Annotated in this window: 10 protein-coding genes; 1 reads left to right on the plus strand and 9 read right to left on the minus strand. The window is 39.8% G+C overall.

Going from position 1 to position 16,317, the window contains the following annotated elements:
- Positions 1-315 precede the first annotated feature (315 nt).
- Positions 316-2,154, minus strand: coding sequence for a sigma-54-dependent Fis family transcriptional regulator (locus F3D3_RS11895; protein WP_069874194.1), 1,839 nt, complete (start codon positions 2,152-2,154; stop codon positions 316-318).
- A gap of 218 nt (positions 2,155-2,372) precedes the next feature.
- Between F3D3_RS11895 and F3D3_RS11900 the strand changes: the two genes are divergently transcribed.
- A complete protein-coding gene (locus F3D3_RS11900; RefSeq protein ID WP_069874196.1) occupies positions 2,373-3,311 on the plus strand; it encodes an LD-carboxypeptidase in 939 nt (312 codons plus the stop codon).
- A gap of 134 nt (positions 3,312-3,445) precedes the next feature.
- Here F3D3_RS11900 and F3D3_RS11905 read toward each other — a convergent pair whose 3' ends face one another.
- The 8 genes from F3D3_RS11905 to F3D3_RS11935 all read right to left on the minus strand — a co-directional run bounded on the left by F3D3_RS11905 (position 3,446) and on the right by F3D3_RS11935 (position 16,313).
- Positions 3,446-3,706, minus strand: coding sequence for a Txe/YoeB family addiction module toxin (locus F3D3_RS11905; protein WP_069874198.1), 261 nt, complete (start codon positions 3,704-3,706; stop codon positions 3,446-3,448).
- Complete coding sequence (locus F3D3_RS11910) at positions 3,707-3,955, minus strand: type II toxin-antitoxin system Phd/YefM family antitoxin (RefSeq protein ID WP_069874200.1); 249 nt, start codon at positions 3,953-3,955, stop codon at positions 3,707-3,709.
- A gap of 373 nt (positions 3,956-4,328) precedes the next feature.
- Positions 4,329-10,175, minus strand: a complete 5,847-nt coding sequence (locus F3D3_RS11915) for a hypothetical protein (RefSeq protein ID WP_069874201.1) — start codon at positions 10,173-10,175, stop codon at positions 4,329-4,331.
- Between the two features lie 9 nt (positions 10,176-10,184).
- The gene (locus tag F3D3_RS11920; RefSeq protein WP_069874203.1) at positions 10,185-11,516 is read right to left on the minus strand and encodes an S-layer homology domain-containing protein; all 1,332 of its coding nucleotides are present in this window, start codon (positions 11,514-11,516) and stop codon (positions 10,185-10,187) included.
- Positions 11,517-11,977: 461 nt separating this feature from the next.
- Positions 11,978-12,115 carry a hypothetical protein gene (locus F3D3_RS24140; RefSeq protein ID WP_175438363.1) on the minus strand — a complete coding sequence of 46 codons (138 nt, stop codon included), beginning with the start codon at positions 12,113-12,115 and terminating at the stop codon, positions 11,978-11,980.
- A 280-nt stretch (positions 12,116-12,395) separates the two neighbouring features.
- Positions 12,396-13,154, minus strand: coding sequence for a B12-binding domain-containing protein (locus F3D3_RS11925; RefSeq protein ID WP_069874205.1), 759 nt, complete (start codon positions 13,152-13,154; stop codon positions 12,396-12,398).
- Complete coding sequence (locus F3D3_RS11930; protein WP_069874207.1) at positions 13,154-14,710, minus strand: lysine 5,6-aminomutase subunit alpha; 1,557 nt, start codon at positions 14,708-14,710, stop codon at positions 13,154-13,156. Before F3D3_RS11930 ends, F3D3_RS11925 begins: the two co-directional genes overlap by 1 nt.
- Complete coding sequence (locus F3D3_RS11935; protein ID WP_069874209.1) at positions 14,700-16,313, minus strand: hypothetical protein; 1,614 nt, start codon at positions 16,311-16,313, stop codon at positions 14,700-14,702. The genes F3D3_RS11930 and F3D3_RS11935 overlap by 11 nt, the downstream gene beginning before the upstream one ends.
- Positions 16,314-16,317: the final 4 nt, after the last annotated feature.

Here is a 16,317-nt window from a genome sequence, read left to right on the forward strand (position 1 = left end):
TTTGTCTTCATAGATTGTCTTGATAGATTGTCTTGATAATTTGTCTTGATATGTACATTTGTCATTTTTTTTAGCATCACAAATGTATTTAAAGTAAAACCTCGGTATTGTACATTGCAAAGCTCATGCCAAATCTATAATTTTATCTAGAATAATCTCATTACGGTTTGAAAAACAGATATTTACTGGCAACCCTCAACACTTCACGGAAAAGATCTTTATTTATAGAGCTCATCAGGTCTTCACTATTGTATACGCTTAACTTGTAACAAAAAAGAAATAAAATCCCGAGGTCAGGATTTTATCGTCCTAACCTCAGGATTTAGAGATATCGTATTTCTTAAGTTTTTCATAGTAAACCGATCTCGAAAGTCCAAGCATTTCATATGTTTCCTTATGTTTGAATTCGTTTCTCTCAAGTGCTTCTAAAATCATGCTTTTTTCAACTTCTTGAAGCTGTTCTTTCATGTTGAGAGGCTTCACTTCATGTCTCAAATTTATGGTTATATAGTCAGATTCAATAATATCAGCATCTGATATGTTCATGGCGCGCTCAATGACATTTTCCAGCTCTCTGACATTCCCTGGCCAATGGTAAGACACCATCTTATCAAGGGCTTCACCTGAAAAATCCTTTACCGGAATCTCTATTTCATCAGAAAGTTTTTCCATGATGTTTCGAATCAAGGGGTATAAGTCAGATTTTCGATCCCTGAGCGGTGGCATTTCTATGGGAAAAACATTGATGCGATAATATAAGTCTTCTCTAAATTTTTTCTCTGCAATGGCTTCTTCCAAATTGACATTCGTCGCTGCAATGACCCTTACATTAACATGTGTCGGTTGAAGTGCGCCTACTTTGTAAAAACTCTTATGTTGTAGCACGTGGAGTAACTTGCCTTGAACTTCAAGTGGCAATTCGCCAATTTCATCTAAGAAGATGGTGCCTCCTGATGCGAGTTCAAAAAAACCTTTTTTGCCTGTTCTCTCAGCCCCTGTAAAGGCTCCTTTTTCATAGCCAAACAGTTCACTTTCAAAAAGTGTATTGGGAATCGCAGTACAGTTCACACTGATAAAGGGCTTTGATTTTCCATCTTGAAGTCTGTGAATTTCCTTTGCGATCAGGGATTTCCCTGTACCACTCTCACCCGTAATGAGAATGGTGGATCTCGATTTGGAAGCCTTATAGGCAAGATGCATGACTTGTTGCATCGGTTGACTTGAGCCAATGATCTTCTCAAACATTTGATGTACGCCATCTGCGCCCTCAGTCAACAAGGATTCATTTGCCATTTCCATCTTCATGAGAATTTCGTTTCGCTTCATCATAAGCACTTCTAGATTGGAAACATCGACGATCTTCAGAACGACACCTTCTGGCGCATCAAGTTCCCCTATTGGTTGAAGTGTGCAGAGTGTCGGTCTTTTATTGATCTGATAAAATGTCTTTTCAAAATAACAAGCTTTTCCATTTAAACTGTCATAAATTTTACTCAGAAGCTCGTTATATTCAAAGATATCGCCAATTTTCTTATGGAGAACTTCATAAGATTCTTCGTTTGGCACCTTGCTTCTAAAAGGTTTTTGGCTCAATAAATCTCTCACGGTTTCTTTTCGAATGGTATAACCTCTTGCTTGATGAAACTTGAGCACACCCGTAGCGCCATCGATTACCACCATGTGTCCAATGGCGTGTGTATAATGCATGATGTAAGGCACGCTATCAACAGCAATTTCCATACTTTTTTCAACAATGTCTATAATCACTTCTATAAACCGACCTGCAAAAGCACCCGAATATTTTAATTTTCGATTAATCGCCTTATTACGCCAGTTTTTGATGATGCCTTTATAACTGTCATCGCCATATATGCCCACAGCGATAAAGGCATCTCCAGCTTTTAGATCGTTGTAGGGCAAATTTAAGACGCTTAAATCTTCAACGGTTAAGTTGCCATCATCATAGCCCATTCTGTTGTTGGCGATTACCACGAGATCGCCTTTTTCAATTCTGCCCGCTGAATGGATACTCGTTCTCGAAAAGACCACACCTGTGATTTCCTTAGCCACTTGGTTGTAAGCTTTAACGATGCCCTCTTTGTCTATATAGATGAATCCTTCATCAATTTCGTCTAATAATCTGGATGTGTCCATAAGCGCACCCCCTAAATAACAATTTAAATTTTTTCATTTTATAAATTCTACTATTTACGCGTTGACAGAATTATATCATACTGAAGTTAAAGATTGGCACTAAATTTGCGTTAATCACATAATAAGAGTTTCGTGGTGTACCACGTACACCACGAAACTCACCACAAAACGCTTCAAATCCATACGCACCCATTTATTTACAACAAAAGGAGGTTTTTATGCAATTCCCAAATCCGTTAAAGAAAGGGGACCAGGTTGCCGTTCTATGTCCCTCAACACCGACCAATGAAATGCGCGTTCATAAAGCTGAGGCTGCTATGAAGGTTCTAGGTTTTGAACCGGTTATGTATCCGTCTTGCTATGCCTACCATGGCCATCTTTCAGGCTCAGATGCGCTCAGGGCAAAAGATATAAACGATGCTTTTCTTGACGATCGCATTAAAGGCATCATATGCCTCAAGGGTGGATCAGGTGCGACACGCTTACTCAAATTGCTCGATTATGAACAGATCGCCAAACATCCAAAAGTCTTTATGGGCTTTAGCGATATCACGGCACTTCATATCGTCCTCAATCAGAAATGTGATTTGGCAACTTTCCACGGTCCAATGGCCTCTTCGGATGTGTTCGTGGACGAAGATCATGCTTGTTATCAAGACATGTACACGCTTGAAAGCTTTCGTGCGAATTTGATGACTTTAGGTTTTAAAGGTATCCTTAAAAATCCGATTGGTGAAGATTTTATAACGCTTGTTCCTGGAAAATGCAGTGGAGAGCTCATAGGGGGTAACCTTTCACTGCTCATCTCCACTTTAGGCTCCCCTTATGAACTGGATACCAAAGGAAAAGTTCTCTTTATCGAGGAAGTGAGCGAACCCAACTATAAAATAGACAAGATGCTCACTGCACTTGCGCTCGCTGGTAAATTTAATGATTGCGAAGGAATTATCTTGGGCACTTTTAGCGATTGTAATCCTGAAAGTAAAGGTTATGGCGGTACGGACTTAGACCTTGATACTATTTTTAGAGAAGTTCTGATGCCCTTCGGCAAACCCATTTTAGCCAACTTAAGAGCAGGTCATAATTTCCCACAACCGACACTTGCTTTTGGCAAGGTAATTCACTTAGATGCGACAGAACAAATTATAGAGTTTTAATGTGTTTCAAGTTCAAATTTGGACCCAAATCCTAAAAAAGCCCCATAACCACTCTTTCTGTTCGCGGTTCTCAATGCACTGCGGAGGAACCTGCAAGGTGATTATGGGGCTTTTTTTCATTGTGAATACGTTTTTTATTCATAGTGTGTCCACATTCTGATAATTTTTATTATTTTTTCTGACTCATCTACGCTGTAAATTAGCCTATGCTGAATATTAATGCGTCTAGAGTATGCACCATTTAAATCACCAACAAGTTTTTCATATGAGGGTGGTACTGCATAAGGATTGCCCTTAATCAATTCGACTAAATTTTTTGCTCTTTTCGTTAAGCCTACTGATTTCAGTTTTTCGATATCCTTTTGAGCCTTCTTCGTAAATACGACTTTGTACATTTACCATTCTACCTCGTCTTCTTCCAAACATGCTTCAATAGGCGTATTTAGACCCTCTACAATACTTTTTTTAACTTCGGGAATACTAGATAGATATAAAGTTTCAAGCAGTCCATTATAGTCTTCTTCGCTAATAATAACAGCATTTCCATCTTTAGTATTTATATTCACTGGTTCATTGAATTTAATCGTTTGGCTTAAAATATTATAGATGTTTTTTCTAAAATTTGTAACGCTTGTAGTAATCATAATATCACCTCCTGTGTCTATTATAACGTACATTAAAACGTACGTCAAGTTGATCAATCCTATACACACGATCAAAAAATCGAAAGCCTCTAGCACGGGCTAGAGGCTTAAAAATAAATATGTTTTTAGGGGGGAATTGCACGAGTGGGAGTTTTGGGGGAACCCACTCGCAATTCATTTGGGGTTTTGTTATTAATTGGGGTTAATAATGTTTGGGGTTTATGGGGTTCGTTAAGCTTTCACTTAACTTATACTCAGTATAGAATTTACTTGTGTATACACTATGACGTATTTGTGAATAAATTGTGAAACTCATATTGCAGAATTATTTCAATCGTCATAATTTTGTAATATTTCTTGCAAATTTTATTTTTTACTCCCTATTCCCCCGAACCGGCTCAATGTAGAGCAGGTCGTAGATGTTGCCTGTGATGTCGATGTCGGTGATCTCCATTTTGATCATGCCCTCTGTGTTATAGTCACCGTTCCAGTCCACGCCCTTTGGGATGACGTAGAGTGTGGCTTTATAGCTCGGCTTTAGGCGCTCGTTCTCAAAGCTCTGGGTGGAGTCTGCATAGGGCAGGGCGTATTCAAATTGCCAGAGGTCACCTTCTGCGGTTTTCTTGGTGCGTCTTAGSCGTTCTGGGAAGTAGTATCTCGTTTTAAAGTCATCTTCATAGCGGTAGACGTTGTTGTACTTGTCCCAGTAGGTCATGGATTCCAGTTCTGGGCTGAGCCTTAGGAGCGCCYTTTCTATATCCCCTTGGATTAAGGCTTCAAAGATCACRCATTCGTGTGATAGAAACCGGTGRGGTTCTATGGTGGTGACTTCGCCCTTGAGTGTGGTCTGTCCTCGCCAGTGGTTCCAGTAGCCTATGGCATCGAAGTATTTGACGGTTACGGGTTGATAGTCAAAGGGCACTTCGTCTATGGCACGATTCCCTGATAACGTCTGGGTTTCAAACCTTGCGGTGTACTGTCCAGAGGGTGCTGGTGCACCTGTGACTGGATCTGTTGCGATGACTTTTATATTGCGCTTCCATGTCTCTTCGTCTTCCAGGCGATTCGCTTTATGCGTTTCTGAGGTTTTGGATAGAGCGAAGGTCTTTTCATAGGGGGTCCCTGAAAAGAGTCTGACAAGGGTCTCGTTTGAATATCGCCCTGTGATGCCTTTGAGGTTATATGCATTGCCACTTTCTGCGGTGAGTGATGCGGTGATTTTAACGGGTGTCTTCACTTTGAAAGGGTGTGTGTTGATCATCTGGTCCTCGCCCGAAATCGGATAGTCTACACTTGTGCTCGTCTTTAGGTCTTTTAGGGCGAGTTCGATTTGATAGTCCCCATCTTTGTAAGACGCTGGAATCTCTATGGTGATGTCATGCCAGTGCCTTTCGCTTGCATTTGGTTCGGTGTAGTGAGCGGTAGAGCTATTGGTGTAGGCAATGTCCTTTTTAAGGGTTGTGCCAGCGTTGTTTTTTAAAGTGACTTCTATGCCATGTGCTAAGGTGGTGTTCACTTTTATGTCTTTGAGTTTTAGAATTTCTGATGCGGGGATACTTTGGGTGTTAAATTCTGGTCTTTCTGTGATTAGGGTGCTGGTCAGGGTTATGGGCATTTCATCAGGCATTATAAACACCCTTTGATTGATCTTCGAGGTCGCCCCTTCTAGGTCTGTGACTGTCARTGCGATTTCAAGGGTGTCTTTATAGTTAACATTTGTAGGCTTGCCTGTGTGCCATGTGGTCTCGCCATTGATCTTGTATGCCCAGTCCCATTTGATAATGCCTTTGTTTGCCATTGAGCCGTGGTCTAGGTCATAGGATAGATCGTTTAGGGTGATGCCTATGTCTGTGGCGCTGTAGTTGTAAGTGATGTCAAAGTCTGCTATGGGCCGTCTGTGTACATAGACTTTTAAGGTGTCTGGGTCTGATGTTTTATTGTAGTTCATAAACCGTGCATCTGTGCTAGGTTTGTCTGTTGCGCTGTATTCGATGGTAAATTTGCCCACTTTGTCAAAGGTGGTCAGGGGTACTGACAGCACTTTATTGTGATATGCAGATAAGCCCATGGTGTTTTCAAAGTAGTCTTTGTCGTGGATTGCCTTTGACTGCTCTGAAAGTTTCGGGTCTCCTTCAAAGTCTCTGTAGAATTTGTCATAGGTGATGGTGTCTTCTCCATAGACGAGGTATAGGCCACCATCAGGTGCTCTTTGGATGCTGTTGACGTTGCTGATATCCGTTAAAATGCTTTCAAGGGCACCCAGTCCATATTTTTTACCGTTTGGTTTTGCGGTTAAGAGCTGGCTGAGGGTGATGGCTTCTGAATTCAGCTTCGATTGTTTGTTATTATACTTTGGATCACATGAGATGTAGACGTTTAGATCTTGTTCTTTGATAAAGTCTGTAAGGGCTGATGTAGCTGTTTTAAACGAATCCCCTTTGGCGAGGTAGATGAAGTAACGGTTTGAGTTTGGCCTGTAAGTTGAGGTGGTGGCATCGTTTACGTCTATGACTTCGATGTTGCGACCAGGGTATGCAATTTTACCAACTTCATTGTAGACTTCAACCCATTCTGTGCCTTCGGGGGGTGCTTTAATATAGGTTCGAGTTACCCATTCTGTTTCGTCATCTCCAATATCAACCTCCCTATCGTATTTAACACCCTGTTGAGCTAATATTTTGGTGCCATTAAAATAACTATAAAAATTGTAATCCCCATTCATTTCATAATAGATACTGTATTCCCGATCATAATAGGGCAATTGCGACTTTATAAGACTTACAAAATCTTGTGGATATTGTTTTACAAGATTTACTCCAAATGTAAATGGCGGTTCTGTTACAAAATAATTTCTCGCTTGTTCACTCCAAACCCATTCCCATCCGCCTGTTGATGCGGTGACTTTGTAAAGTCCTTTGTCTTTACTTACATAGTAAATACCATATTTATCCGCTGCAATATCAATAAAATCATATCCACCAAGACAAGTCACTTCGATTGCTGTTGGAGCGTTATCCATTATTATTTTACCCGCGGCTGATGTCGGATGCCTGTTTTTCCCCGATCTATAAAACCCACCTACTAATTGGGGGCTTTGCCCTGCTGTAAAAAAACGATGATCTGTTGTCATGCCAAGCACCAATCCATTTCGAACTTCAATACGTGTTATGTTATTAAAATTCGGAATTTGTTGAAATCCAAGCGTTGCGCTTACAGGATAACGTCCTTCCAGTCTTAAATTCGCAAGATTTACAGCAAAGAAMGTCCTRTTTTCTTCCCAGTTACCTGGATCATACTGAGCATTATTCGCATCTCCCATATTACACCCATTTACCCACACCGTACCGTCATTTTTAAGTGCATAAATATTATCTATGCCATATTGGGGGCCATCAACATTACCATTATACATTCTATAGTCATTTCTGATTTCTTTAACATCACTCATAACTTTTCTAAAACCGCTCATATAAGGTGTGTAAGAAGATAAGTACCAGCTATTAAATCCAAGATCAGAAAATCTTGTTTGATCTGTTCCGCACATCCAAATATCCCCATTTTCTAAAAGTACAAATCCCGCATATAAAATCGTTTTGACTGATTTTACGTTTGAATCAAATGTTTTGGTGTAAGTGAAAACAATGTCTTTGGCATTGTCATAACTATCATACATTACAAATTTTGCGGTTACAGCATTTTCGTCTGTCGCTGTTATTGTTCTAGAATAAAATGCATCATAAGCAACCGTATATGGCGTTGTATATTTGAGTGGGACTTCGAAGTCTGCTTGTTCCATAATGTCTTTTCCAATGATTTTCTTTCCGGATACGATGTTAAACTGTACCTTTTTATAATCGTCATAGCTATCCGATACATACTGATTCATTCGGTTCTCTAGGGTTGTAAGGTCATCACCTTCATAGTCTGTGACTAAGGTGATGTCTATTTTCTTATCGGGAATATCAAGGAAAGTTGCCACTGGCTTGATATTGTCCACTGTGATGACTTTTGTGGTGGTCCCTGTCTTGTAATCACTTGCCACTAAAAAACTCGGTAGGGTGGGTTGCCCGAAGGTTTCTTTGGTGGTGAGGGTGATTTCATACCGCCCTACGTGTGAAGCTTCAAACTCTAAGGCTCTATCCCACTGGGTGGTTGTTGTTTTGAGCTGTACTGGGGCTTCRTCTGTGAATATGCCATCATTATCTGAATCAAATTTATAGCGCCATGTTCTCTCRTTGAGGTAATCACCATCTGTTGAGTAGGAGTGGTCATAGGCTTTAATCGTGGCCACTTTATTTTCATCCCTRTAAACGATCTCATTGGCATCGATCASCATGATCGGGGATTCATCTATGGATACGTCTATGATTTTCTGCTTTGTGTCGGTCATGCCATAGGTGTTTGTCCCTGTCACTTCTATGAGATATTTGCCTGTCTTTTTAAAGAGGACGTCTATGGCCTGTCCATTATTGGCGGTCATTTTGATGTTTTGGACGGCGGTTCCTTCGCTCATAGGGGTAATCGTCCAAGTGTAGTTGTTCCCGACTTTGCTCAGAAATTCGGTGTCGTTATAGGCACTGAGTGCTATTTTTCGGTTTTCTTTGTAGTACCCTGTCGTGTTGATGTGTACTTGCGGAAAAGGTTTCGTGATGGTGATGCGCTCGCTCGTTTCAGAGTAGGCTCCATCATTATCTGTCACACCGAGGATGACTAAAAATTCACCTGTGCCCCAAAACTTGGGATCGCAATTGTCTTCACTGGCGCTAAAGCCAATCGCTGGAATGTAAAAATCATAGTTTGTGATTTCGCCGTCTTTGTCATAGGACCGTTTCCCCGAGATGTGAACGGGACCGACGATGGCRCTSTCTGGCATCGAGATCACTGGCACTGGTGGTATATTGGAACTTTCTTTGTAAATGAATGTGCCTGTTCTTGCAATGTTACTCTCTATTTTTTTACCACCCTTTAGTGTCAGGGTCGCCYTACCCTCAAAAAATTGGAGGAAGGGTTTTCCTTGATAAGGGATGCTAAAGGTTGCACTGAATTCTTGGSCCAGACTTGGGGTAAAGATTTGTGTCTTGGGTTGTCCCCCGCCATCGGTTTGAAGCGTCAGACTGATGCTTTGGATATCTTCTAGGTTTATGTTTTTTGCGATTGTGGTTAAGTTYACAGGCACTTGTGCTGTGCCTTGATGCTCAGGTAGCTTTATTTCATTTGGTGCTGTGATGCTTGCGGTGATGAGTGGGGCTTCGTTTGGGATGATGTGAAGAAGYACWTCMGCTGTAGTTGAGGATGTCAAAGTCTTTGATGTGCCTAGCCAAACGGTGTCAAAAGTTTGTGACATACTGAGTTTAACGATATAATCGCCCACTGCAAGGGGTTGGTTTAAGAAAACACCTGGATCGTTCTTATCYATKGTGCCTAGTGGCRTACTGTTTCCAAATAAATAGTATGACCAGTGATATATCGGATCATGAACGGTATATWTGGACTGAACGCCATCAAGTGTGATCACTTCCCCCTCTTTGAAGGTGTACTCTGTTTTGCGCTCATGCGTGCCATCAGTAAGCAGTTTTGTAATAACGGGGGTCATACTGCCCACCGGTTGAGCTTTGAACCCAATTTTACGATTATAATAGTCTTTGCTGACGGCTTGTCTTGTGCTATCTTGCCAATTATACGGCGCAGCATTAAATTCATCAAAGGTTTTATAGAGCGTTCCAGTATAACCGGTCCCCAAGTCTGTTGAAGCACTTGTAACTTGCCCTTGAACCTGTCCACTTAAAACTGGGGCAAGTATGGCATCTACGCCCATGATGTTATCATTGCCGAAAAATCTTTCAAGACCGTCTGACCGCTCGGGATCGTTTCCATAGAAGGTTTTATATTGTTTATAGATTTCATCTAGTTTGATGTGGAATTCACTTTTCATCCATGTTCTATTTCCAACATCATATAATTGTCGCTTATCTAAAATTTCATTCATAGGCATATATATCGTCAGAGCTTCACCGTTTTCAATGGGTGCTGTGAGTTTTACGCCTACGGTTCTAAAAGCGTAACCATTTGTTGCCATGGGGACGTCTGTTAGCATGATGAAGGCGTTGTAGTCCTTATAATAATCTAAGAATCTGCTTTCAGAATCATCAGCAACACCTATGCCATACATCATTTGAAGCAGTATTGAGATCACTAAAAAAATGCTAACTATTCTTTTCATAATAACTCCTTAATTCTGTGGAACAAGAGGAACAACATCTGATAAGTAAATTTTGTGTCCCAAAGTTACTTCCCCATGATTCCATTCAACATCTGATTGTCCAAGATAACTACCCGTTACCATTTCAAAATCAACATAGTACCATTGGTCTACTTTAAGCTCTACATCACCCATACTTGCTTCTTGACTTGGAGAGTGATAGATAAAATAAAGTCGTCCTCTTGTTCGCTTTAATCCATCCGAACTTCTATAAAATACTGATTTATCTGTTACAAACTGGCTTTCTACAACAAGCGTATTATTCTTTATCCAGTCTAGTCGTCTATTAATCCAATCTTCTGTGCTATGGTCAGCTACTTCATAGTATTTTAAGTCTTTTTCATATGTTATGATATCATCGTATGAGAAGTTATAAAGCACTTTTAAGCCATTTACCGCAGTATCATAGTATTCGTCAACGGCCTCTTTTTTCTTTTCATAGGTTTTGTAAAATGGTGATTTCCACTCTAAATTGATATAGCCTTCGTAATCGTAATAGTCTGCTAAAGCTCCCGAAAAAGCATTATTTGTATGAGTTTTAAGTTCGCCTATTACAACTTCACTCTTTATTACTGGCTTTCCATCTAAAAATTGAACTTTTCTTGCCACGTCACTTTCTTTAGGTATTTTCTTTTCGACAAATGGCGCCACACCATTTTTAACCGCTCCCGCTTCTGCCCTTTTCTCCTTATCCAACACTCTCTCTATAACCACACAAGCCCCGCCACGATTTAAAATATCTTTAGGGTTAAAGTGATTCGCATTGCCAGTAAACACTCCTTTTTGAAGCATACTGTAAACACTATCCCTATAAAGCGAATTAATCTGATCGTGGTCAAAGATCACTTGATCCAGTATAGGTGTGTAACACTGGTCATACTGGATCCCCTCTTTGATCTGTAACGCTCTATAAAGTACTGTTGCGGATTGTTCTCTTGTGATTTCATTTGTAGCATCTGCCATGGGCTCACCTGTTTTAACAAGTCCAAGTTCGTACGCCCTTTTCATGATCGGCACATCCCATGATTCACTAGAGCTTGCATCTTGAACAGTCTCATTCATGGCTTTAAGGGTTAGGGATAGAAACTCCACGTTGCTGATGGCTTTATCGGGTTTGAATGTACCATCGGGATATCCTGAGATTACGCCTTGACCGACAAGTGAAGTAACGAAGGGTTCTGACCAGTGACCTTGAATGTCGGTTGGGGTGGATGTAGCAAACGAGGGTTGTGCTATGATTATAGTTTGTGTTAGGATGGTTAGGGTTAATAGGGTTGTGGTTAAGATTTTAGTGAGTTTCATAAAATATCCTCCTATTTGATCTGTTTTTTGGGTGGTCTTTATCACTTTATAATGTAGTAGGTGGGTATCAATGGGCGAGTGCGACAAAATAATGAGGAGACTTACGTCACTCTATAGCTCTATTTCTCATCGTGCTCAACTTTTGACTTTTGACACTCTAACCCATGATTTTGTATCCTCACAATACATTTCAGTTCTCCATATACACATCTTATTCTATTTAATCATTTTGGGTTAAATTCAAACTGCCGCATAATAGAAAATATGTTATTTTAAGTATATCATGTTTTCTCACAGGACATCAAGCTATTTTTAGCATTTTTTTACATTTAAAATTGCAGTGAATCTCATTTCATCGTCGACAAGTCACAAAGACTCGTTAAGAAATAGCCTCACTTCTTCTTTTGATATTGGCCATAGAACGCAAAATAGAGACGTCCCGAAGGCATCTCTATAAGGCACTATTTTCTATGAACTTGGGTATGTATGCCCGGTTTTATGCGTATGATCTCATTTGTACCCTCGTATTCCATTCTAATCTCTGGTTTGTAGCAAACATTTTCCATGATCCAAATAATCGTGTACTCTTTATGATGCATACAATTCTCCTTTAAAATTTAGTCATATTGTTGTGAAAGTACTATTGTCTCTTAACAACAAATGCGATTTTTTTAAAGTATATCATAAGGTGTTACGAAAAAGCAACAACTTTCGTAACATTTTTTTACATTTTATTTGTAATCTTAAAAAAATTAAGACTTCTCCCATGAAAACTGTTACGTTGTGTACGTGGTACAACACGTAACACCATATAATAAAAAAAACCAGCAGTCAAGGGATCGATGACTACTGGCTTATAAACGATTCTACATTTGTTGCCTAAACGAGTTTTCTTTCAACAAGCTGTTGTACTACAAAAGATGCCACATCTTCTGCAAAAGTACCTGTTCCAAAACCTGCATCGTAACCCAGTTCTTTTGCAAGTTCATATGATATTCTTGGACCACCTGCACAGACGATCATTTTATCTCTGATGCCTTCGGATTCAAGCAGTTCGATTAGTTCCGTCATATTTGGGATATGAACATCTTTTTGAGTAACGATTTGTGAAACGATGATTGCATCTGCATTCAGCTCAATAGCTTTTGCAACAAGTTCCTCATTTGGCACTTGTGCGCCGAGGTTATGCGCCTTAACACCGTGATATCTCTCAAGACCGTAGTGCCCATCATAACCTTTCATATTCATAATCGCATCGATACCAACAGTGTGGGCATCTGTACCTGAACATGCACCGACGATAACCACATCTCTTTTAATATTTTCTTTGATATAATCTTCTACGCCATACTTATCCATAACGTCAGATTCAACCTTAGGGACTTCAATCGTCGTATAGTCAACTGTATGCATGCATTTTCCATACATGATGAACATCGTATAGCCTACACCAAGGTCCTCTGCATGCACAACTGCAGGCTCATCAATACCCATTTTTGTGAGTAATTGTTTTGCAGCTTCTTTACTTTCTTCGTTGCAAGGAATCGGTAAAGTAAAAGAAAACTGCATCATACCATCGTTCATGGTATCACCATAAGGCTTAACTTTCGTTAAATCTAATCCGCTGTTTACACGCATTACTTGTTACCTCCTAGCATCATTGGAATAAATGGATTAAAGTAATTTTCACCTTTTTGAGTGACCCCATCAAGGCCTTTACCACCATCCATTTTTCGTGTCACATCTGCAAATTTACCCTGTTCAATCGTACTCATGATACCCATTTTCTCAATATCCTTTAACATATCAGCCGCCTCAGCAAGGACAGCTTGAGCTCTTTTTTGGATGATACCGTCTTTTTTGTATTCAACTTCATCACCAAGATGTCTCATGTTTTTAAAGATGTATTTCGCATTTTCAATGGCAAGTGCTCTGTCTTGAAGCAGTGGTGTATGAATGGCTTCTGTCATCATGCCAAGTAGTTGAAGCCCTTGATTAGTCATGATTGAAACGGTGTTGAAAAGCACATCTTGAATATGACCTTTAAAAATATTACCCGTCATATACTTTGTTGGCGGCATATATTTAAGCGGTGCATCCGGGAAAATTTCACGTGCCATTTGCGCTTGTGAAAGCTCTAATAAGAAGCCGTCTTCAGTATCAGGATTCATTTCAAATGCATGCCCAAGTCCCATTTGTTCCTCTGGTAAACCTGCTAATAACGCAAACTGTTCGTTGATAAATTGTGAAGCTAAAACTGTATGCGCTTCTTCTATCGCATCTGATGTGGTCAAGTAGTTATCTTCACCTGTATTGATGATGATCCCTGCAAATCCATTGATCACACGTGAGAAAAACTGATCTACGAGCGTTCTTTGCATATTGATATCTCTAAATAGAATACCGTAAAGCGCATCATTTAGCATGACATCAAGTCTTTCAATCGCACCCATTGCAGCTATTTCTGGCATACAAAGTCCTGAACAATAGTTACAAAGTCTGATGTATTTACCAACTTCTTCACCCACTTCATCCAGTGCCTTTCTCATGATTCTAAAGTTCTCTTGCGTCGCATATGTCCCGCCGAAACCTTCTGTAGTCGCGCCATATGGCACGTAGTCCAAAAGGCTCTGAGCTGTAGTACGAATAACTGCGATAATATCTGCGCCTTGTCTTGCTGCAGCTTGCGCTTGTAAAACATCTTCATAGATATTTCCAGTTGCAACGATCACATATAAATAAGGCTTTGGGCCTTCGCCTAAGTTGGTTAAATAAGCATCTCTTTTCGCACGATTCGCACGGATACGCTCTACCATTTCTTTTGCTACAGTTTCTATCGCTGCATCTATTTTGGAACGCTCTTGAATTTCAATTTTTGTGAGATCAATTTCATTTTTAGAAACCAACTCTGCAATCTCTTGAGGTGTTTTCGAAAGTGCTACCATGGCATTTCCAATCCAGAATGATGCGCCTTCGGATAAGCCCCCACCATGCTTGATATTGTCGATAACGACATTTGGAAGTGGTCTTTCTAAATCATCAATCCCATCTATCCCAAGTAGTCTTGCCACAGTTCTCTCGACAGAAACTGTCGTATGGCGTTCAATAAACTTTTGTGTATCTTCAGCGATTATTCTTGCTGACTTTCTAGCGCCCTCTACCACGCTAAAATCCAGATTTAACTTACTCACCATTTGATCCTCCTAATATTACTTTAGCTTTACTTATAATCGTATCATCAAGTCCCATAAATTTGGAAATTCGGATTGCATCTTTAGGTATTTCTTTTAATTGACTGACCCGCACCAATCTATAGTCCATCAACTCATGAAGTAACATCATGCCCTTTTCACCTTCTAGATGACTAAAATCTACCTCTGAAAGCCCTCTGACCTGATAGTGATCCACGTGCTCTATATTGGTGAGGCCATCATAATGCGTCGTGATCACCGTCACAAACCGACTTCCAGACAAATGTTCTATTAATGCTCTAGAAATCGCATATCCCTCAAGTGGATTTGTCCCCCTTGCGAGTTCATCGATGAGTATAAATCCATATTGATCCTGCCTTCTGAGGACTTCACCAATTTTATGAATTTCTCCCCCAAAAGTACTGAGACCCATATCAATAGACTGTGAATCCCCTACCGATATAAATATGAAGTCAAATAGGCTTATTTCTGCTGATTTGCAAGGTACCAGAATGCCATAATGGGCCATGGCTACAATAAGACCTATCATCTTCATTGAAACCGTTTTACCACCCATATTTGCCCCTGTAATCAAGGTTACTTTTTCAGTGATTTCCACATCAATGGCTGTATAGTTTTTCTTTTCGAGTGTTAATCTATTGGCGACCTTGAGGTGTCTTCCTGCCTTTATGGCAATCTTGCCTTCTGTGCTAAGTTTGGGTCTTGTACAATCGAATGCTTTTGAAAAGATTGCTCTCGCTATGAGATAATCCATTCTGCCAATCCTATTAGAGTTTTCCACTAAACACTCTAACGTTGCCTTTAGAGCCAAAGATAATTCTGTTCTTATGAGGTATTCCTCTTCTTCTTCTCTAACCACTAACGATTCTAAAATTTCCGTGATTTCAGCATCTTGCTTAATTCTATAAATCACTGTGGTTGGCATTTCAGATTGATATTCTATTTTTTCATAAGAAGTAGCAAATTTTAACAGTTCACTCGCAGATTTTTGGATTTGAATATCACCATTATTTTTAACCCTAAGTGTTTTAGACTCAAGTTCCTGTTTGACGACTTCATTTTGTTCTTGAAGCTTTGATTTTTGTATTTCAATTGTTTTTCTGATGGTCTTAAGTGTTTCTGAGTACTTGTTATAAATATAAAAACTTTGTATGCCCGTTTTTTCTGGATCAAGAATTTGAATGACTTCGTCCACGGATTCTAATGCGTCTCTAAGACCCCGTTTTTCCCAGCCAGTTCGATCTAGAACAGCACGGATTTGTTTCATGAGCATCGCCATAATTTTGATTTCAAAGAGTTCGGTAATCGATAAAGTTTCACCAGCCTCTATGCGTTCGTAAGTACTGCCAAGCTGTTTGATATTTTTAAAGATACTTTTAAGCTCTAAAAGCTCATAGCGCTTATCCTCTAATAATTGAATGACTTTCTCAAGGTCATCGAATTCATGTTCAAGTAAATCTAAATCACCTCGTTTAAAGGGAAGTGCGCCACGCTTTTCAAGTTCGCCATAAGGTGTTTCTACTTTTATGCGTTCAAATATAAATTCTAAATCTAGATCATTATATTGTTTCTCACTTAAAAACATAGGG

Origin of the sequence: Fusibacter sp. 3D3, from assembly GCF_001748365.1 — a bacterium.
Classification (GTDB): Bacteria; Bacillota; Clostridia; order Peptostreptococcales; family Acidaminobacteraceae; genus Fusibacter_A.